The organism is Micromonospora sp. ATA51 (genome assembly GCF_016802855.1).
GTDB classification, from domain to species: Bacteria; Actinomycetota; Actinomycetes; order Mycobacteriales; family Micromonosporaceae; genus Micromonospora; species Micromonospora sicca.
In genome coordinates this window covers 1-19,085 of the sequence record NZ_JAEVHJ010000027.1, presented here as the reverse complement: position 1 = coordinate 19,085, position 19,085 = coordinate 1, and the positions used below count along the sequence as shown (strand labels likewise).

Genomic DNA, 19,085 nt, shown 5'->3' with positions numbered 1-19,085 from the left:
CCCGCCCCGTCCGGGTCAGCTCTCGGCGAGCGAGCGGGCGCGCACGGCCAGCAGGTGCGTCCGCATGGCGTTCTCGGCTCGCTCGTTGTCGCCGGAGGCGATCGCGTCGAGGATGTCGCCGTGCTCGGCCAAGGCCTGGTCGACGTCGGTGAGGCCGTGTCCGAGCAACTGCCGCAGTCGATGCACCTGAGGCGAGAGGAACTCGGCCAGCTGCAGCAGATACTGGTTTCCGCAGTGGCTGAGGATCACGCGGTGGAACGCCCAGTCCGCGGTGTAGTACCGGCGGACGACCGACCAGCTCGGCTCGTCGTTTCTCGCTCGCATGCGCTTGACGTAGTCGCCCGCGAGCACGTGGTCGGAATGCGCGGCCTTCAGCTCCAGCAGCGCCACGTCCGACATCGGTACGGCGCCGCGCACGGCGGCGACCTCGAGGATGGTGCGCGCGTCGACGAGTTCGGACATGCGCTCGGCCGACAGCGGCGGGGCCACGCGGTAACCCTTCAGGGCGGCCCGGGTGACCAGGCCCGTGTGCTCGAGCTGCACCATCGCCTCCCGCACCGGCGTAGGGGAAACGCCGAGTTGGCGGGCGAGGGCGTCGATGCTCAGGGATGCGCCCGGTTTGACCCTGCCTGCGAGGAGAAGTTCCAGGATCGCGTCATAGACGCCATCCCGCAGGGCGCGTCGCTCGACCGGCCGACCGAGGTCGGGCTCGAGTGGGTCGCCATCGGAAGTCATCGACGTTGTCATGGTGGTTGAGATCCTACCGTCCGCACCTCTGGACACAGCCCGCATATTCATGGATCCTACAGGATCTATGGGCAACGATGAGGCAACCGCCCGGCAATGACACGGCAACGTCGATCGGAGACAGGCATGGTTTGGACGGCAGAGCAGTGGCCCATCGGCGCTGCCCTGATCCAGTTCCCACGGCGCACTCGCGATGGCATCACCGTCGAGGACGCCGGCCCCACCGAATGGGCCAGGGTCCTCGGCGAGGTCACCGCCTGCGGGTTCCAGCACGTCGATCTCACCGACACCTGGCTGCGTCCGGGCGACCTCACGGATGGCCAGCGCGAAGACCTGGTCCGCACGCTCAAGGACGCGGATCTAGGGGTGACCGCGATCTCGGTCATCCGGCGCAGCATCCTCGACCCGGAGCACGGCGAGGCCAACGTCGACTACGCGCTGCGTACGGTCGAGGCCGCGGCGAGCATCGGCACCGGAGTGGTCAGTCTGGGGCTGCACCGGCCGCTGACCGCGCAGCAGCGGGCCGCGGAGTGGTTCTGGACCCAACCCGGGGCCGTCGACCAGCAGCGGGACGAGGCCAGTTTCGACCTTGCCGTCGCGCGCTTCTCGCGCATCGCGCTGCATGCGGCAAGCCTCGGTATCCAGCTTTCGCTCGAGATGTACGAGGACACCCTGCTGGGCACGGCGGAGGCCGCCGTCGCGCTCGTCCAAGCCATCGACATGCCGAACGTCGGCCTGAACCCTGACATCGGCAACCTCATCCGGCTGCACCGGCCCATCGACGACTGGGAGCAGATGCACCTGAAGACTCTCCCGTACGCCAACTACTGGCACGTCAAGAACTACTACCGCGACCATGACCCGGCGACCGGCGCCTACTTCACGGTTCCCGCCCCCGCGGAGTCCGGCCTCATCAGCTACCGGCGCGCGATCGAGATCGCCCTCGAGGCGGGCTTCCAGGGCCCCATCAGTGTGGAGCACTACGGGGGTGACGGGCTGAGCGTGTCGGCGCGCAACCGTGACTACCTGCGCGGCGTCCTCCGGGCGAAGCTCGGAGCCCGGCGATGACCCGCCTGGTCAACGTGGCCCCGGACTTCGCCGGGGAGGCGCTCGAAGGATTCGTGGCCGTGCACCGCGAGCACGTCATCCCGGTGCACGGCGGGGTGGTCCGCGCATCGGCCACCCCGGCCGGAAGGGTCACGGTGGTGCTGGGGGGTGGGTCGGGCCACTACCCGGCCTTCGCCGGTTGGGTCGGCCCGGGCTTCGCGCACGGTGCCGTCTGCGGCAACATCTTCGCATCGCCGTCCGCGAGCCAGGTGTACTCGGTCGCCCGCGCCGCCGACGCCGGCGGTGGCATCATCCTCGGCTTCGGGAACTACGCCGGCGACGTCCTGCACTTCGGTCAGGCCGCGGAACGGCTGCGCGCCGAGGGCATCGACGTCCGTACGCTCGCCGTGACGGATGACATCGTCTCCGCCCCGCCGCAGAAACGTGATCAACGCCGCGGCGTCGCGGGCAACATGATCGTCTTCAAGATCGCTTGTGGTGCGGCGGAAGATGGCCTGGACCTGGATGCGGTGGAGGCGATCGGCCGCTGCGCCAACGACGCCACCTTCTCCTTCGGCGTCGCCTTCGACGGCTGCACCCTTCCCGGGGCCGGACACCCCCTGTTCACCGTCGAGCCGGGGCACATGGCGATCGGGCTGGGTATCCACGGTGAGCCCGGAATCGGCAAGCAGCGGCTTCTCGGTGCCGACGAGCTGGCGGATCTGCTGGTTGGCGAGGTCCTCGACGGGGCCGGGGCCAGCCGGTCGAGCGGCCGCGTGGCGGTCCTGGTCAACGGCCTCGGCTCGGTTAAGTACGAGGAACTCTTCGTCGTCTACCGTCGAGTCGCCCATCAACTCGGGAAGGCTGGCCTGACCATCGTCAGGCCGACGGTCGGAGAGCAGGTCACCAGCCTGAACATGTCCGGCCTCTCGCTGACCGTCACCTTTCTGGACGACGACCTCGAAAAGTACTGGGTCGCGCCGGCGGACGCTCCCGCCTTCCACCGCGGCCCCGTCAGCGACGAACAGCCCCGCCGCGTACTCGCGGTCGCCGGGCCTGCGCGGCGCATCCAGCCAGGGTCGCCCGCCTCGCGCGCCTGCGCCGCCCGCGTCGCGCGGGCAATGGCCCATGTCCGGGACGTCGTGCTCCAGCACGAGGCCCGCCTCGGCGAGATCGACGCGGTCGCCGGCGACGGAGACCACGGCATCGGCATGGCGCGCGGCACCGCGGCCGCCGCGGAGGCGGCCGAGGTGGCGGCCGATGAACGGGCGGGTGTCCGGGGACTGCTGATACAAGCGGCCGAGGCCTGGTCCGAACGGGCCGGCGGCACCTCGGGCGCCCTGTGGGGTGCGGCACTCACCGCCGCCGCCGGAACGTTGGACGACGAGAATGTGCCGACCCCAGATGACATCGTCCGGGCGACCGGCGCGGCCGTCGCGACCGTCATGCGACTGGGCGGCGCCGAGCCCGGCGACAAGACGTTGGTCGACGCCGCCGTGCCGTTCGCGCAGGTGCTCGAGGCCCGGACCGAAGCGGGAACGCCGTTCGGCGCCGCGTGGTCGGCCGCTGCGCACGCCGCGACGCAGGCGGCAGAGGCAACCGCGCACATACCCGCGCGTCTCGGCCGCGCCCGCACCCACGGCGACGGCAGCATCGGCACGCCCGACGCGGGCGCGGTTTCCTTCGCCCTGATCGTCAGCGCTCTTGCTGTTCACTTCGCCACCGACCAGCCCCGGGAGCAGCCATGACTCTTCGGATCGTCATCGGCGCCGACAGCGCCGGCTTCAGCTACAAAGAGGCGCTCAAGGCCGACCTGGCCGACAACCCGCGGGTGCGCGAGGTCATCGATGTCGGCGTCGCCTCGGGCGAGGACGTCGCCTACCCGCACATAGCGGTCGCCGCCGCGCGACTGATCGCTGAGGGGACGGCCGACCGCGCCCTGCTCGTGTGCGGCACCGGACTGGGCGTGGCCATCGCCGCGAACAAGGTGCCCGGAATACGGGCCGTCACGGCTCACGACTCGTTCTCCGTCGAACGAGCCATCCTGTCCAACAACGCCCAGGTGCTCACCTTCGGCCAGCGCGTCATCGGGCTTGAGTTGGCCCGCCGTCTCGCCCGGGAGTGGCTCACCTACTCCTTCGACCCCAACTCCGCGTCCGCGACCAAGGTCGCGGCGATCTGCTCGTACGAGGGTGACTGACCGTGGTCCTGTGGGTCGGCACCAGCTGGAAGATGAACAAGACCCGGGCCGAGGCCGTGTCGTTCGCCACCCGGCTCAGGGACGCGGCGGCTGGCGGCGGCTGGCCCGGTGTGCAGCCGTTCGTCGTCCCCCCGGCGACCGCGATATCCGTGGTTCGCGACGCCTTGGGGCCGGATTCTCCCGTCGTCGTCGGCGCGCAGAACGTTCATTGGGAGGACGCCGGAGCCTGGACCGGCGAGGTGTCGGTGCCGCAGGTCGCCGATGCGGGGGCGATGCTCGTCGAGATCGGGCACTCGGAGCGGCGCGAGCACTTCGGTGAGACCGATCGGACCGTCAACCGAAAGGTGCGGGCGACTCTTCGCCACGGCCTGACAGCGCTGTTCTGCGTGGGAGAGTCCGCCGAGGTGCGGGCGGCCGGTGGTGCGAGACAGCACGTGCTCTCGCAGGTGGCTGCCGCTCTTGATCGGGTGCCCGCCGGATCGCGCGTGCTGCTCGCATACGAACCCGTCTGGGCGATCGGAGAGCAGGGCCGGGAACCCGCGGTCGACGAGATCGCAGAAGTCACCCGGGCGCTTGACGCCGAGTACGGGGCCGTGGTGACCGCCCTGCTGTACGGGGGGTCGGTCAACCCGGGGAACGCGCGGGACCTGCTGCACACCCCCGGCGTCACCGGGCTGTTCGTCGGGCGCAGCGCCTGGAACGTCAATGGATACCTTGACCTGCTACGCATCGCGGCGGACGTGGCCCACAAGGCCGGCCAGGTGCCAGCGACGACCGTCCCACACTGACCCCGCGGAAGGACCCCTCCCTCCACCAACCGAAGCTCAACCACCACCAACGAAAGGGTCGTCATGAAGCGCAACAGCTTGCTGCTCACCGCGGTCGTGGCCGCGTCGGTTCTCATCCTGACGGCGTGCGGTGAAGCCAAGGGCCAGAAGTCCGCCGGAGGCGACGGAGAGACATTCAAGCCCAAGGGCAACGTCACCATGGTCGTTCCGTACGGGGCGGGCGGCGGCAGCGACATGTCCGGCCGCTCGATCGCGGCCGGCTTGGAGGCCGTCGTCCCCGGCCTCCGGATCAACACGGAGAACCGGGTTGGCGGCTCGGGCGCCGTCGGCTACTCCTACTTCCTGAGCAAGACGGGTGACCCGAACTACCTCCTGCCGAGCGAGACGGCGTTGCTGGCCCTGCCGCTCAACACCAAGGTGGGCTTCGACTACACGAGGTTCACCCCGATCATGAAGGTCGGTGACGACTTCACCCTCGCCGTCGTACCGGCGAGCTCGCCGTGGACGACGTGCGCGGACGTCGTGAACGCCAGCAAGTCTGGACGCGTCGTCGCGGGCATCTCCGGTGTGACCGGCCTGGACAACGTGGTCTTCACGCTGACCGAGCAGGCTACCGGCGCGAAGTTCGACCGGGTCCCGTTCGAGTCGGGCGACGAACTGCTCGCGGCGCTGCTGGGCAACCAGATCCAGGTCGCGTCGCTCAACCCCGGCGAGGTCGTCGAGCAGCTCAAGGCCGGGAAACTCAAGGCGCTCTGCGCGTTCTCCGAGAAGCGGTACGAGTACCCCGAGCTGAAGGACATCCCGACCGCGAAGGAGCAGGGGATCGACGTCGCGTTCGCCCAGTTCCGTGGCCTGATCGCGCCGGGCGGGATCAGCGACGGAGCCAGAAAGTTCTGGATCGACGCGAGCAGGAAGTTCATCGAGTCCGACAAGGCGAGGCAGTACATCGCCAGCAACTACCTGCAGCCGAACGCGCTGTTCGGTGACGACTTCACGGCGTACCTCAAGGAGAACAACGACACGCTCAAGAAGGCCCAGGGCGAGTGAGCACGCTGGCTCGTATCCGCGGCAACGGCGAGGCGACGGCGTATGCCGTGCTCGCCGTGGTCGGCCTCGCCGCCGCGGCGGGAGGCATCTATTACGGTGTGTTCGTCGACGGCGGTCGGGTGGGTCCAGGCTTCCTGCCGGTTCTCGCCGGCGGCCTGACCGCGGTCCTCTGCGGCTGGATCGCCCTCCGGTCCGTGCACGGCCAGCCGAGCCACCGTCCGGGCGGGGCTGCTGCCGGGGCCGGGCCGCACGCCGCCGAGGGCACCGACCTGATGGAGAGCGGTGCGGACGACGACGTCGACATCAGCGGGCGCACCAGGCGGGAGCGGATCCGCAACCTCTGGAAGGTCTTCGGACTGACCCTCGGCGCGATCCTACTCGTGCAGGTGGTCGGCTTTCTGGCCGCGTTCGGCGGCCTTGTCTTCGTGATCTCCACCTGGGTCGAACGGCAGGCGCTGCTGAAGTCCGCGGTGATCGCGGCCGTCGCCACCGGGCTGATCTACGGCGCGTTCGGGCTGTTCCTGCACGTCCCCCTTCCCGGGGGGCTGCTCGGAGTGGGAACGGAAGGCTGAGCGGTGATCGACAACGTCATTCTCGGGTTCCAGACCGCGCTGACGCCCCAGAACCTGCTCTGGTGCTTCGTCGGCGTTCTCGCGGGCACCGTGATCGGATTGCTGCCAGGGTTGGGGTCGACCACCGGTGTGGCGGTGCTCCTGCCACTGACCCTGGACTTCGAGCCCGTGACCGCGCTCATCATGCTCGCCGGGATCTACTACGGGGCGCAGTACGGCGGAACCATCACATCGGTGCTGATCTCCACTCCGGGTGAGGCGTCGAGCGTCGTGACGACGCTTGACGGCTATCAGATGGCGAGGCGGGGGAGGGCCGGCGCGGCACTGTCCATCGCCGCCATCGGCTCCTTCGTGGCCGCCATCTTCTCGCTGGTCCTCCTGATGGTGGTCGCGCCGCCCTTCGCCGACTTCGCGCTGAAGTTCGGTCCCGTCGAGAACCTGGCGATCATGATCTGGGCCTGGCCACCATCGTCAGCTTCTCGGGGGATTCGAGGATCCGCGGGTTTGCGATGGCCGCGGCCGGGCTGCTGCTGGCGACCGTCGGGCTGGACGCCGGGACGGGCACGTCACGGTTCACGTTCGACAGCGTCAACCTGCTCAGCGGTGTGCCGTTCGTCGAGGTCATGATCGGGCTGTTCGCCGTCGGCGAGGTCATGTACCAGATCCGGATCGGCGCGGCGGCGCCGATCCGGACCCGCTTCCGGGACCTGCTCATCACCAGAAACGAACTCCGGCGCAGCGTGGGCCCGATCGGTCGCGGCAGCGTCCTGGGATTCCTCCTCGGCTGCCTGCCCGGCGCCGGTTCGACCCTCGCCTCCTTCATCGCCTACGGCGTCGAGAAGCGGGTCTCCAGGAACAAGGGCCAGCTCGGTCAAGGGGCCATCGAAGGGGTGGCATCGCCGGAGAGCGCCAACAACGCGGCGGCCAACGCGAACTTCGTGCCGACTCTCACCCTCGGCATCCCCGGCGGCGGCACGACCGCCGTCCTGCTGGGCGCATTCACCATTTACGGTTTGCAGCCGGGCCCGCTCCTCTTCCAGAACCAGCCGACGCTGGTGTGGGGGCTGCTGGTCTCGTTCTTCATCGGCAACGTGATGCTCCTGGTGCTCAACCTGCCGATGGCCCCGATGTTCGCCCAGATGCTGCGGATCCCGTACGCGTACCTGTACCCGATCATCCTGTTCACCAGCTTCGTCGGGGCGTACTCGATCGACAACAACATGTTCAGTGTCTGGGTCGTCTTCGTCTCGGGCGTCGCCGGATACTTCATGAAGCTCTACGACCTGCCGATGGCTCCCCTTGTCCTCGGCCTGGTCATCGGACCCCTCTTCGAGAAGGCGCTCACCCAGACGTCGGCCCTGGGCGACGGTGACCTGCTGATCGTCCTCTCCCACCCGATCGCGCTCGTCGTGCTCGCCCTGGCCGTCCTGTTGGTGGCCGGACCGGCGCTGGCGAGGTTGCTACCGCGCAACACGCCGGCCGAGGAGCGCGAGCCCGCCGGTGTCTGACGGACCGTCCCGGGATCGCGGGCAGCGATCCCGGGACGCACCCTTGGGTCGTAACCCGTAGCGGTGTCCGGACTGGCCTGATCCGCTGACGTGACCTGACTCGTCGCCCGACAGACTCGCCGGAGAGTGCTGGCAGGGCTCAAAGCCAGGGTGGTGGGCCCTCGAAGGTGAGGGTGTGCACGTCGAACAGGACCGCCGCCTCCACGCCCAGCGCCGGCCCGCCCTGGCGGGCGCCCAGCTGAGGAACGGCCCGGGTTCGGGGCCGGCCACGCCCAGGCCACTGGTGTACTCGGCGTGCGCAGCTAGCGAGGCGATACCGCGCTGCAGCGGCGCGCCGGTGACGTCCACGCCGTGCGTGGGGCGCTCGGCACCGGCGAAGCAGACGTAGCGCACGCCGCCCCAGGGCGGTAGCCCCTCGTCCACCAGTTCTGGGAAGATCCACCGGTTGCCCGCGTCGCGGGCGGCGTCCAGCGTGGCCAGTCCCACCGCCCGGTGGTCGGCCTGGTTGGTCATACCGCCCACCATGCGGACGGTGAAAGCGCCCGAGACGATGACGTCGGGACGGTGCCGGCGGATCGCCCGCACGATGTCGCGGCGCAGGCCTGGACCGTACTCGACGACGCCATCGCGGTGGTCGAGGAACTCCACGACGTCCACGCCGACCTCCCGGCCCGCGGCGCGCTGCTCCTCCTCGCGCAACGGCGCGGCCTGGTTCGGGTCCATGGCGTCGATTCCTGCCTCGCCCCGGGTGGCCAGCAGGTAGGTGACCTGCTTGCCCTGCGCGGTCCAGCGGGCGATCGCCGAGGCCGCGCCGTACTCGATGTCGTCCGGGTGTGCGACCACCGCGAGGCAGCGGTCCCAGTCCTCGGGCAGTGCCGGTAGAAGCTCGTCCACGGTCCACACCGTATCCGCCTGCCGCCGATCAGTCACCGGCCGTGTCGGCAACACTGACATCCGTCCAGCAGGCGATAATGAGCGGGTGGATCCCAGCCGGCTGCACCCGCAGGCGCGGGCGGCGATGCAGGTCCAGCAGCGTGTCCCGCTCACCCGGGCGACCCTGCCGGCGGCACGGCTCAGCATGGTCCAGGCGACTCCGGCCGAGGTGGGCGGCGGACCGGCGATCCGGTCCGTGGTGACCGTCGACGCCGGCGGCGTGCCCGCCCGCCTCTATCGCGACGGCGATCACGACGCGATGCCGGTGGTCCTTTATGCCCACGGCGGGGGCTGGGCGATGGGCAGCGTGGACACTCACGACGGGCTGTGCCGGCACCTGGCGGCCGCGTCCGGCTGGGCCGTGCTCTCCGTGGACTACCGGCTCGCCCCCGAGGATCCGTACCCGGCCCCGGTGGACGACATGGCGCGCGCGCTCACCTGGCTGCGCGGGCCCGGGGCGGCTCGGCACGGCCTCGACCCGGGCCGGATAACGGTGGCCGGCGACTCCTCGGGAGGGCACCTGGCGGCGGTGACCGCTCGGCGCGCCCGGGACGCGGGCATCCGTCTTGCGGGACAGATCCTCATCTGCCCGGTCATCGACCCCGCGGCCGACTATCCGCCCCTGGACGAGTACGGCCTGGACCGGGAGGAGATGCGGTTCTTCTGGGACGCGTTCGCCCCACCCGGCGTGGACCGTACCCAGCCGGACCTGGACCCGCTGCGGGCCGACCTCACCGGCCTGCCCCCCGCCGTGGTCATCACCGCCGAGCTCGACCTGTTGTCCGCCGAGGGTGAACGGTACGCGGCCAGGCTGCTGGCGGCCGGCGTTCCCGTCACCGCGACCCGGTACCAGGGGCTCATCCACAACTTCCCGCGAAAACTTGCCCTGTTCGACGCCGCCCATATCGCCCTGGCCCAGTTGACCGCCGCGCTGAACCGTTGGTGAAAGGGTGCGGATATTGCGGGTGTCGAAAACCCTATCCGGGCAGGTCAAGCGAAGATCAGCCGAGTGGGATGGCGCCGCGAAGGCGCAGCCCGGGTTGGAAACCGGTTCGTGTCGATCCTCGGACACCAATCAGAGTAGAAGCAAAAGGGCCGTTGACCTGGCGTTACTCAGGTGAGCGGCCTTGATCGTTTCTCGGGCTGCTGCCGCCTGGGCTCACCGTGGGCTCACCAACCTGGACGAGGATCGCCCACGGCGTGATCTTGCCTCCGGGCGTCGATGCGTTGACCACGGGGGCACCCATCGGGTAGCGAGGTCCACTCGGAAGCGGGCGGCGGGTCGGTTGGCCCGCCGTCCGCTCGGGCGCCACCGACCCGCCGGTAGCCGAAAACCTCGTCCACGCAGGTCACGCGGCATGCTCGTACTCGTGGAGGATGCCGCCGAGGCGATCGCGTCCAGGCTCTGAGAGATTCGCAGGCCGGGATCGCGTGCGCGGGGCGGTCAGGAACTGTTGCACCTTCGCCGCGGTCAGCTCTGTCGCCGGGCCGGGCTCGGCGCCTCTGGGCTCCGCCGGCCACCTGAAGCAGATCGCTCGATTCCGCTGCCGCAAGTAGCGCCGGAGGTGACAGCCGCGTACGTGCTGGGATCCTGGAGCTGGTCCGCCGCGACCCGGTCGAACTCGACCAGGTCGGCGCCGCGGTGGACGACGTCGACCGCCCAGTCGCCGCCGAGAACCGGGCAGGGCCAGGGCCGGGTTGGCGGGTACGTCCGGGCGGTGTGACATCCATCGCCCGTGGGAAGGCCCGGGTGAGCCTGAGACGTTGTCCGGCACATGCCGGAGACGGATGCGGTGGTTATCGGGGCCGGACAGGCGGGGCTGTCCAGCGCGTACCACCTGCGCTCCTCCGGTCTTGACTTGGCCGTCCTGGACGCCAACCCGGCACCCGGCGGGGCGTGGCAGCATCGGTGGCCGACGCTGCGCATGGCGACCGTGCATGGGATCTTCGACCTGCCCGGCATGCGCTTCACGCCTCCGCCGCTGGACGAACCAGCCGCTGACGCGGTGCCGGCCTATTTCGCCGCCTTTGAGAGGGAATTCGGCATCGACGTGCAGCGGCCAGTCGCCGTTACGGCCGTCCGGAACGCTCGCGACGGACGACTCCTGGTCGAATCCGACAACAGCACCTGGATCACCCGGGCACTGATCAACGCCACTGGAACGTGGACCAGGCCGTTCGTGCCGTACTACCCGGGACAGGAAACGTTCCGCGGGCGGCAGCTGCACACCGCCCACTACCGGGGGCCGGCGGAGTTCGCAGGGAAGCGGGTGGTTGTCGTCGGGGGCGGAACGTCGGCCGTGCAGCTCCTGGTCGAGATCGCCGACGTCGCGGCGACGACGACCTGGGTCACCCGCCGGCCGCCGGTGTTCCGGGACGGGCCGTTCAGCCCGGACTACGGACGCGAGGTGGTCGCCAAGGTGGAGGCACGGGTACGGGCCGGACTGCCCCCGGGAAGCATCGCCAGCGCCAGCGAGCTGTCGTGGACACCGCAGCTGCTCGAAGCCCGGGAGCGCGGTCTCCTCCTACGCCGGCCGATGTTCGACCGGATCGTCCCCGACGGCGTCCAGTGGCGCGACGGCGCGGCACAGGACGTGGACGTCATCCTCTGGTGCACCGGCTTCCGGCCGGCGCTCGACCACCTGGCCCCGCTGCGGCTGCGAGGGCCCCGCGGCGGCATCGTCGTGGACGGCACCCGGGTGGTCGCCGACCCCCGGATCCACCTGGTCGGCTACGGGCCGTCCGCGAGCACAGTCGGCGCGAACCGCGCCGGGCGGGCAGCGGTCCGCGAGCTGCGCGCGCTTCTGGCGGCGCCCGCCCCGGCCTGACCGAACGGCGACGGTGGATCCGTCAAGGACAGGTGCGGCTGGCGACGGACTGGACCTGCGCGCGTTCGGGCAGGCGCCCGACACAAGCCTGTAGGTGCCGAAAACACAGTCCGGGCAGGTCAAGCGCGCGTCGTTATTCGTGGTGGAGGCCGCCGAGTCGGTCTCGTCGTCGGATGCTCGGGCAACCCGGTCGGGCGTGTCAGGCCCCAGCAGAGTGGCTGTCAGCCGAGCGGGATGGCACCGAGAAGCCGCAATCCGCGTTGGGAATCGGTTAGTGTCGATCCTCGGTCACAATTTAGTACATGATCCACCGTCTGGGCCGGGACAGCCAGCACCAGCGGGACCCGTCAGCGGGTGATCCGCCGGGGCCGGCCGGGCGGGCCGCCCGGCTTCGGCCGGTAGGCGGGTAGCCCGATGGCGATGGCCAGCATGCAGGCCGCACGGGTGTCGAACGCATCCGAGACGTCCTGGTCGCAGAAGGTCAGGCCGGTGCCGCCGTGACCGAGGGTGAAGGCGGCCAGTTGCAGGCGGCCGGCGGCCACCCCCGCCTCGAACTGGGCGACCCGGTACCCGCGCTCGCCGTACCCGCCGAGCACCTGGTCGAGATCGGCGCAGGCGAAGTCGGTGTACGCCGAGTCGCCGCCGAGCGGCTGGTCGAGGCAGAGCCCCTGGCTCAATGTTCGAACCTTGGCATCCGGCGCCGGCCGGCGCAGCTGCGGCGGGCCGTCGACCTGCTGGTACAGGCCCGGCTCCGTGCCGTGCACCGCGTGGACTGCGACCTCGTGGGAGAGCAGGGTGGTCCCGGTCGGGATCGCGTCGGCGGGGACCGCTCGGGTCGCCGCCGCCATCGCCCAGTGCAGCAGCTCGGCGGGGGCGAGTTGGCGGCGCATGCGCCGGGTGGAGCCGCGGCGCAGGATGACCGACTCGATCGGCTCGCTGCCGGCCCCAACCGGTGCGTCGACGGTGTCGGTGGCGCGGGGCAGGCCCGCGACGGCGGCCGCCCGCCAGCCGGTCACGTCGTCGCCCGTGGTCAGCTCACCGGCCTGCTGCACCCGGTTGACCAGCGGGAAGTCGACCGGCGCGGGGGAGAGCGGTGTCGGCGGGAACGGCGGCGGAGGTAGCTCGACCGGCTCGGCGGCGGCGATCGCGGCGGGTCGGCCGCAGGTGATCACCGCCACCGGGAACTCCGTCACGCCGTCGACGCCGAGCAGGCGAGACACGGCGGCGTCGACGAAGCCTAGCCGTACCCGCGCCGGTAGCCCGTGGCCTTCGGCGACGGCGAGCAGATTCGCCAACATTGTCCCGGCGTCCCAGTAGACGTGCCGCCACCCCCGTTCGGCGTACTTCCACGCGGTGCGCCACGGGAGGCCGGTGACGACGAGGGCGAGCGGGCCGGCCGCGACGTCTGGGTCGGCGGTGGCGTTGGCCAGCGCCCGGCGGTGGTCCCCGGCCGCGAGTGCCTCCAGGCCGAACACCTCCGGCGCGAAGTGGTACAGCCCGGCGTCGAGCCCGGCCACCTCGCCGGCCACCACGTACATCTCGAGGGGGTGAAGATTGCCGGCGGAGGGGGCGGCCCTGAACCAGAGGTTGTCTCCGGCGGTTCGGGTGACGCCGGCCGAGTAGAACAGCAGTCGGGCGAGGAGTTCGCCGTCGATGGTCGGTCGCTCGGCGGTACGCGTCCGGACAGGGTCGCCGCGGCCGGCGCCCCGGTCGGCGGCAGGTCGCGGGGCAGGGGGTGCATCGGCGCCCCGAGATGGCGTTTGAAGGGCTGGGGCCGGTTGCTCGGGTCCATCGGGACGAACCCCGGGACACCCGGCGCGGCGCCGCGGCACTGGTTCGTCTGGTGGTGGTGAGAGCCGGGTCGACCTCGCCGGTGCACATCCGCCGCGCATACCCGCCGCGCCGGCGTATGCCCGAACGAGCGCGGTGCCGGCGCGGCAGCCGTCCGCGGCCCGCACCCGCCGCGCAGCCGTCTTATCTCGGTGCTGTCGCCGGGCGCTGCGGCAGGCACACCTCCCAGCCGGAGGTGGTGAGGTTCGGCACCGGAATCCGGTGCCAGTCCTTGGCCCAGTCGGGCGGGGCGGAGTCCTTGACCAGCAGGGCGAAGCGTCCGGTCGCCGCGGCGTGCCGCAGCTGCGCGATGCTCGCGTTGCGGTTGTATCCCCGGTCCTCCAGCGCACGGCAACCCGCGTAGTAGGCGATCGGGATGGCCTCGTGGCCGGAGATCACGCACGGCGGTCGCACCCCGTGCGACCGCAGGGTCTGGACGAGGCGGGCCCAGTCGCCGCGGCTGCGGACCTGCTCCGCCACGACGTGGTGCAGGATGCCGGCCTGGATGGCGAGGTGGCCGGCGAAGCCCAACGCAACCACGGCGGCAACGACCCGCCGCCACTGACCGACGGCCGTGGAGAACAATGCGGCGAGCCCCGGGATGGCGCAGACCAGAGCAACGGCGTAGGCCGGCAGCAGGAACCGGGGTGCGGAGTATCCGATCAGGAACAGGTACGGGAAGGCCATGGCGGCGGCGACCACGAATGGCAGCCATGCCGTCCGCGCCATGCCCGCCAAGTGAGCCGCCCGGACAGCCAGTGGCACCAGCACCGCCAGCGCCAGCCACCACAGCACCGCCGGCCACCGCACGGGGCTGTCGCACGGGCGGCACAGGATCGGCCCGTCCAGGGTGCTGATCACGTGCCCGAGGGAGAACTGCAGCTTCGTGCCGCCCTGCACGTGACCGGCCTGACGGATGCGTTCCAGGAGCCCGCCGTAGCGCAGCTCGGCCTCGACCGCCCACGGTGCGCCGCCCAGCACGAGGCCTGCGACCACCGCCGCGGTCAGCCGCCACCGCCGGAACGCGGGCACCGCGACGGCGGCGGCGAGCAGCGGGAGCCCGAGCCAGAAGGCGTCGGCCGGACGCATCAGGGCGGCCACGGCGAGGGCGGCGACGAGCCCGAGGTACGCCCCGGGCCGGGCTGGCTCGGCCGCGGCCAGCAGGAAACACCCGACCGCCGCCACTGCCGCCATCGCCGTGTAGTGGTTGGGCATTGCGGCGTTCGCGTAGAACAGGGCGGTCCAGAGGCTCCCGTACAGCCCGGCGGCTATCGCGGCGGCGCCGGGCCGCCGTGACACCCGCGACCACACCCAGAACCCCAGCCCGAGCGACGCCGCCGCGGTGACGGTGAGGAACAGGCGAAGCACGACGGTGGAGTCGAGCCAGGACGCTACGGGCCACACGAGCAGGGTCACGCCCCGGGCGCGCGGTGCGCTCATGAATGCCGGCGGCGCATGGGTGCCGTGCTGGCTCACATAGACGACCTCGTCCCAGCCGAGGTCGAGACTGGCCGGTACCGCGATCAGCGACGCGGCGGCGAAGATCACGCACACCGCGACCAGGGGTCGCGCGCCGGACCGGGATGTCACGGATGGGGAGAGCACCAACACCTCGCTCGACGAGTCACGCCAGGCCGCGTCCAGCGAGGAGGGTGGGGTTGTGCGAGCAGCCCTCACTTTATTTGAAAGCGGGACCTATTGGGTCTTTTCTGCGAATCCGACTATCGGTCAGACCTTGGTCGGTCTGTAACTCGGTGATTTGCTCGGAGGGGGGTCGAGTGCGGCGAGCCGGGCGGAACCGGCGGGGCCGGGTGGGCTGATGCTGTTCTCGCCGGGCGGATACCCGTAGCGCGTCTCGAAGTCGAGGAGAGCGGAGGCGGCAGCGTGTCGCAGGTCCTCGCGCCAGTTTCTCAGTCGGTTCAGATCCATACCGTCACCTGACGGGGTTCGTGCTTGACGCGTGATCGACGCCCGCAACGGCCTGGCCGCAGTCTTGCTGTGGCACGCGACCGCTCGCCTCGGCCGCCGCGGACCGCGAGAGCCCGTACAGCACGGCGCCGAAGTGGCGGCCTACGCCGATCAGCGACTGTGCACGATTGGCTGGCCGACCTGGCGTCGCGCAGCCCTGGCGGTCGTCCTGCGACCCCACCGCCAACCGTCGAGGCTCGGTGGGAACTGCTGACGGCGAACGGCCTCGGCCGGGCCATCTGCCATCCCGGCACCACCTATCAGCAGGTCGACGAGTTTTTCGGTGATCTTGCACCACACGCCACTGGCACCGCCAACGACTGGGCGGCGTCGCCTCACCTCCTCAACAACGTGCCGAAGTGGGATCACACGGCGGCGCGCTGGCGGTAGCGGGCCATTTTGTCGCGGCTGCCGCAGACCTCCATGGAGCACCAACGGCGGCTGCTAGCCCGCGACGTGTCCAGGTATAGCAGCGTGCACGTGTCGCTGGAGCATTGCCGCAGGCGGTTGGCGTGGGGGCCGGCGAGCAGGTCGACGCCGTCGCGAGCCACGAACGCCAGCAGCCCGCCGGCGGTGGGTTCCACGAGACGTTTCGCCGAGCCGTCCGCCGTGAGCCGGACCGCGGGTGGCGCCTTGGCCGCCCAGCGGTTCACCACATCGATGGCTCGCCGGTCCAGCGGTTCCTGGAAGACCCGGCCACGCATCAGCCGGTAGAGGGCTTCGCGCAAGTCACGGGCGCTGCGGAGGGTCGAGGCGGAAACCGGCACGGTGATGTCGGCCAGACCCGCCTCGATGAACCAGCGCGCGAGATCGGCCGGGGCAGGGATGCGTTCGACGCTGGGGTCACGCCACCGCAGGCCGTGGGTCGCGGTGAAGTCGACCGAAACCCGCCCGCCGACGAACCGGAAGGCCGCCTCATCCTGAAACACCGCTCGATGATACCGGTTCAACCGGTATCACAGATCACTCCACGCGCGCTGTTGAGTTACCGGCTCGACTAGTAACGTCTCGGCGCATGAGGATTCTTGTCGTCGGAGCGGGCGCGACCGGAGGCTACTTCGGCGCCCAGCTCCAGCAGGCCGGCCGGGACGTCACCTTCCTCGTCCGACCCAAGCGCGCCGACGTGCTCCGCGAGCGCGGGCTGCGAATCACCGGCCTGGGGACCGAGACCGTGCTCATGCCACGGCTCCTTACCGCCGCCGAGATCGACGGGCATTACGACGTCGTTCTCGTCTCGGTGAAGGCGACCGCGCTGCCGACGGCGATCGACGACATCGCCGCTGCGGTCGGCCCGCGTACCACGGTGATCCCGTTCTTGAATGGCATGGCCCACATGGACGCGCTGAACGAGCGGTTCGACGTGGACGCCGTGCTCGGCGGCGTAGTCCGCGTCCTCACCACGCTCGACGCCGAGGGTGACATCGTCCGGCTGGGCACCCTGGCCGATATCCTCATCGGCGAACAGCAGGGTGGCACGTCGCAGCGCGTCGAGCAGATCGCTGAGGTGCTGTCCGACGCGGGCTTCGACTTCTCCGTCTCGCCGGACATCCGCGGAGCCATGTGGCACAAGTGGGTCTTCATCAGCACGCTCGGCGCCCTCAACGCCCTGGTACGCGGTTCGGTGGGCGACGCCGTGGCAGTCCCCGGAGGCGACCGCCTCGGCCCGCAGATCGCAGCCGAGGCCGCGGCCGTCGCCGCAGCGGCCGGGTATCCGGTGCCGAAGCAGGTCCTCGACAACGTCCAGGCCTTCGTGACCCGGCCCGGTTCGGCCGACACCGCCTCGCTCTACCGGGACCTGATCGCCAGGCAGCCGACCGAGGCCGAGCAGATCTTCGGCGACCTCACGGCGCGGGCCCGTGCGCTCGGCGTACCCACTCCTCTGCTGGACGCCACGACGGTGGCTCTGCGCGTGCACGAACAGCGCCTCAGCTGCGGATAGTGTGCTGTCATGCAGGCTCAGCCGCCGCTTGGCCTACGTCTGTCGCCCCTCGCTAGGGGGCCAGACGTCGCGCCCCTGATGCTGTCTGTGGCGGTGCTGGGGCGCAGAGCAGCGCCATCCAACGGTTCGGAGTACGGGTGTCGTGCACCTACCTGGCCGGTACGCCCTCACGAGCCTGATCGGCGGCGTCGCCGTCCATAGCCTCGGGGCATCGCCTGCGTGCCGAGGTCGAGATCCTGCCGGCCCTTATGAGCGGCGCCGCCGTACCGATCCGCAACCAGGGCACGGCGAGCGGCGGATCCTCCGTCCCACCGGCGACCGCGGCAACCGGTCGGGCTGCCCATCCGGCCCCGACCACCGGTCCGGCCCCGACCAGGACGCCGCCCCCCTACCAGCGGACCGGCGCAAATGACCGGACCCGCTCCGACAACCGAGCCACCCTCGCTGGAGCCCTCCATGCTCGACCTTTGCGTGGACCCCCTACGGCTACCGCTAGTGGAGGCGCTTCTCTGTCCATCAGCAAGTCCTTGAGGTGCCAGCTACTTCGCTTGCGTCGCCCCATCCCTCATGCAGCAACCGCTAGCGGTTGCCCGGATGCGAGATGTGTGTTCTGTCCGAGCGGCGACCGGCACTCAGATCTGGGGGATGACGTGCTGGGCGAGTTCGGTGAACTTGCTTTGCGGCACGATCGTTGGGCCGGTGAACAACAGCAGTCGCAGCTCCTTTTCGTAGGGCACGGCGACGGCCAGCACCCGAGCGCCGTCGCTCTCATAGGTAACGGCGTCCGTGCCCAGATCTTTGATCCTGGTCGTCTTCGCGCCGCTCCCGTTGGCGATGGCGTCGATCGACTCTCGCACCGTGTCGGCCCGATCCGGGTTGACCTGCACAATGAAGGAGAGTGCTGGCAGGTTCAGCCGGTCGTAGCATTTGATCTTGGCGGTTGGGTGGGACAGGATGTTCCGCTGTGCGTGCGATGTTGACCTTGGGTGATCGGGAAGAGATATCCCGTGGCCTGGCCGAAGGCTTGGAGTTCAAGCAGATCGCGGTCCTGATCGGCCGTGACCCGTCGGTGGTGTCGCGGGAGGTCGCCCGGCACGGTGGCCGGGTCGGGTACCGGGCCTCGACCGCTGACACCGGTGCGGCGGTGGCGCGGCGGCGACCGAAGACGTGGGCGGTGGAGCGGGCGCCGGGCCTGCGGGAGGTGGTACGCGAGCGGCTGCGGCTGGGTTGGTCGCCGGCGTCGATCGCGGGTCGGTTGGCGTTCGACTATCCCGACGATCAGGCTTACCGGGTGTCTCACGAGGCGATCTACCAGTGGGTGTACGCCCAGCCGGTGTCCACTCTGGCGCGGGAGTTGATCGGTCTGCGTACCGGCCGCACGGCGCGTCGTGGCGGTGCCCGTCCGGCACCAGCGCCACGGATCCGCGAGCCCCGCTACCTCGACGAACGCCCCGCCGAGGTCGAGGGCCGGCAGGTCCCCGGGCACTGGGAAGGCGATCTGGTCATCGGCAAGGCGGGTAAGAGCGCCGTGGCGACGCTGGTCGAACGCACCTCCCGGTTCGTGGTCCTGGTCCCGCTGACCGGCCGGGACTCGCTGACCGTCGGCGACGCGATCATCGCCGCCGCCGGGGACCTCCCACCGCAGCTGGCCAGGTCGCTGACCTGGGACTGCGGGTCG

17 protein-coding genes and 1 pseudogene are annotated in these 19,085 nt (G+C 70.5%); 12 read left to right on the top strand and 6 right to left on the bottom strand.

Annotated elements, in window-relative coordinates; translation table 11 throughout:
* Positions 1-15: 15 nt before the first annotated feature.
* Entirely contained in the window at positions 16-735 is a 720-nt protein-coding gene (locus JNW87_RS07330) for a GntR family transcriptional regulator (protein ID WP_238453356.1), read from the bottom strand.
* A 138-nt stretch (positions 736-873) separates the two neighbouring features.
* Between JNW87_RS07330 and JNW87_RS07325 the strand changes: the two genes are divergently transcribed.
* From JNW87_RS07325 to JNW87_RS07290, 7 genes and pseudogenes are all read left to right on the top strand, one after another.
* Positions 874-1,815: a sugar phosphate isomerase/epimerase gene (locus JNW87_RS07325; RefSeq protein WP_109804102.1), complete on the top strand. Its 942-nt coding sequence runs from the start codon at positions 874-876 to the stop codon at positions 1,813-1,815.
* Entirely contained in the window at positions 1,812-3,542 is a 1,731-nt protein-coding gene (locus JNW87_RS07320) for a dihydroxyacetone kinase family protein (RefSeq protein WP_109804101.1), read from the top strand. The genes JNW87_RS07325 and JNW87_RS07320 overlap by 4 nt, the downstream gene beginning before the upstream one ends.
* Positions 3,539-3,994, top strand: a complete 456-nt coding sequence (locus tag JNW87_RS07315) for a ribose-5-phosphate isomerase (RefSeq protein ID WP_109804100.1) — start codon at positions 3,539-3,541, stop codon at positions 3,992-3,994. The genes JNW87_RS07320 and JNW87_RS07315 overlap by 4 nt, the downstream gene beginning before the upstream one ends.
* A 2-nt stretch (positions 3,995-3,996) precedes the next feature.
* Complete coding sequence (locus JNW87_RS07310) at positions 3,997-4,782, top strand: triose-phosphate isomerase (protein WP_109804099.1); 786 nt, start codon at positions 3,997-3,999, stop codon at positions 4,780-4,782.
* Positions 4,783-4,845: 63 nt separating this feature from the next.
* A complete protein-coding gene (locus JNW87_RS07305) occupies positions 4,846-5,829 on the top strand; it encodes a tripartite tricarboxylate transporter substrate binding protein (protein ID WP_238453355.1) in 984 nt (327 codons plus the stop codon).
* The gene (locus JNW87_RS07300; RefSeq protein WP_238453354.1) at positions 5,826-6,401 is read left to right on the top strand and encodes a tripartite tricarboxylate transporter TctB family protein; all 576 of its coding nucleotides are present in this window, start codon (positions 5,826-5,828) and stop codon (positions 6,399-6,401) included. Before JNW87_RS07305 ends, JNW87_RS07300 begins: the two co-directional genes overlap by 4 nt.
* 3 nt (positions 6,402-6,404) lie before the next feature.
* Positions 6,405-7,909: pseudogene (locus tag JNW87_RS07290) on the top strand (tripartite tricarboxylate transporter permease).
* Here the strand turns inward: JNW87_RS07290 and JNW87_RS07285 are convergent.
* A complete protein-coding gene (locus tag JNW87_RS07285; RefSeq protein ID WP_238453351.1) occupies positions 7,862-8,803 on the bottom strand; it encodes a PIG-L deacetylase family protein in 942 nt (313 codons plus the stop codon). The pseudogene JNW87_RS07290 and the gene JNW87_RS07285 overlap by 48 nt on opposite strands.
* A gap of 85 nt (positions 8,804-8,888) precedes the next feature.
* Between JNW87_RS07285 and JNW87_RS07280 the strand changes: the two genes are divergently transcribed.
* The 3 genes from JNW87_RS07280 to JNW87_RS07270 all read left to right on the top strand — a co-directional run bounded on the left by JNW87_RS07280 (position 8,889) and on the right by JNW87_RS07270 (position 11,670).
* Positions 8,889-9,788, top strand: coding sequence for an alpha/beta hydrolase (locus JNW87_RS07280; RefSeq protein ID WP_236648349.1), 900 nt, complete (start codon positions 8,889-8,891; stop codon positions 9,786-9,788).
* Positions 9,789-10,407: 619 nt separating this feature from the next.
* Positions 10,408-10,566, top strand: coding sequence for a hypothetical protein (locus tag JNW87_RS07275; RefSeq protein WP_238453350.1), 159 nt, complete (start codon positions 10,408-10,410; stop codon positions 10,564-10,566).
* Between the two features lie 51 nt (positions 10,567-10,617).
* Positions 10,618-11,670 carry an FAD-dependent oxidoreductase gene (locus JNW87_RS07270; protein ID WP_109804095.1) on the top strand — a complete coding sequence of 351 codons (1,053 nt, stop codon included), beginning with the start codon at positions 10,618-10,620 and terminating at the stop codon, positions 11,668-11,670.
* Between the two features lie 347 nt (positions 11,671-12,017).
* Here the strand turns inward: JNW87_RS07270 and JNW87_RS07265 are convergent, their stop codons facing one another.
* The 3 genes from JNW87_RS07265 to JNW87_RS07255 all read right to left on the bottom strand — a co-directional run bounded on the left by JNW87_RS07265 (position 12,018) and on the right by JNW87_RS07255 (position 16,418).
* The gene (locus tag JNW87_RS07265; protein ID WP_238453361.1) at positions 12,018-13,562 is read right to left on the bottom strand and encodes a SagB family peptide dehydrogenase; all 1,545 of its coding nucleotides are present in this window, start codon (positions 13,560-13,562) and stop codon (positions 12,018-12,020) included.
* A gap of 82 nt (positions 13,563-13,644) precedes the next feature.
* The gene (locus JNW87_RS07260) at positions 13,645-15,105 is read right to left on the bottom strand and encodes a hypothetical protein (RefSeq protein ID WP_238453349.1); all 1,461 of its coding nucleotides are present in this window, start codon (positions 15,103-15,105) and stop codon (positions 13,645-13,647) included.
* 728 nt (positions 15,106-15,833) lie between these two features.
* Positions 15,834-16,418, bottom strand: a complete 585-nt coding sequence (locus tag JNW87_RS07255; protein WP_109804091.1) for an ABATE domain-containing protein — start codon at positions 16,416-16,418, stop codon at positions 15,834-15,836.
* 65 nt (positions 16,419-16,483) lie between these two features.
* On the opposite strand from JNW87_RS07255, the gene JNW87_RS07250 reads away from it, so the two are divergent.
* Entirely contained in the window at positions 16,484-17,407 is a 924-nt protein-coding gene (locus tag JNW87_RS07250; protein ID WP_109804090.1) for a ketopantoate reductase family protein, read from the top strand.
* Positions 17,408-18,039: 632 nt separating this feature from the next.
* Here JNW87_RS07250 and JNW87_RS07245 read toward each other — a convergent pair.
* Positions 18,040-18,294, bottom strand: a complete 255-nt coding sequence (locus tag JNW87_RS07245) for a hypothetical protein (RefSeq protein ID WP_109804089.1) — start codon at positions 18,292-18,294, stop codon at positions 18,040-18,042.
* 95 nt (positions 18,295-18,389) lie between these two features.
* Between JNW87_RS07245 and JNW87_RS07240 the strand changes: the two genes are divergently transcribed.
* The coding region (locus JNW87_RS07240; RefSeq protein ID WP_238453348.1) for an IS30 family transposase at positions 18,390-19,085 on the top strand (696 nt) is incomplete at its 3' end.

Bases quoted from the DNA above. Each gene is read 5' to 3' on its own strand.
- JNW87_RS07315 (WP_109804100.1), top strand. From the start codon at position 3,539: ATGACTCTTCGGATCGTCATCGGCGCCGACAGCGCCGGCTTCAGCTAC.
- JNW87_RS07265 (WP_238453361.1), bottom strand. From the start codon at position 13,562: ATGCGCGGCGGATGTGCACCGGCGAGGTCGACCCGGCTCTCACCACCA.
- JNW87_RS07320 (WP_109804101.1), top strand. From the start codon at position 1,812: ATGACCCGCCTGGTCAACGTGGCCCCGGACTTCGCCGGGGAGGCGCTC.
- JNW87_RS07330 (WP_238453356.1), bottom strand. From the start codon at position 735: ATGACTTCCGATGGCGACCCACTCGAGCCCGACCTCGGTCGGCCGGTC.
- JNW87_RS07270 (WP_109804095.1), top strand. From the start codon at position 10,618: ATGCCGGAGACGGATGCGGTGGTTATCGGGGCCGGACAGGCGGGGCTG.
- JNW87_RS07250 (WP_109804090.1), top strand. From the start codon at position 16,484: ATGAGGATTCTTGTCGTCGGAGCGGGCGCGACCGGAGGCTACTTCGGC.
- JNW87_RS07325 (WP_109804102.1), top strand. From the start codon at position 874: ATGGTTTGGACGGCAGAGCAGTGGCCCATCGGCGCTGCCCTGATCCAG.
- JNW87_RS07305 (WP_238453355.1), top strand. From the start codon at position 4,846: ATGAAGCGCAACAGCTTGCTGCTCACCGCGGTCGTGGCCGCGTCGGTT.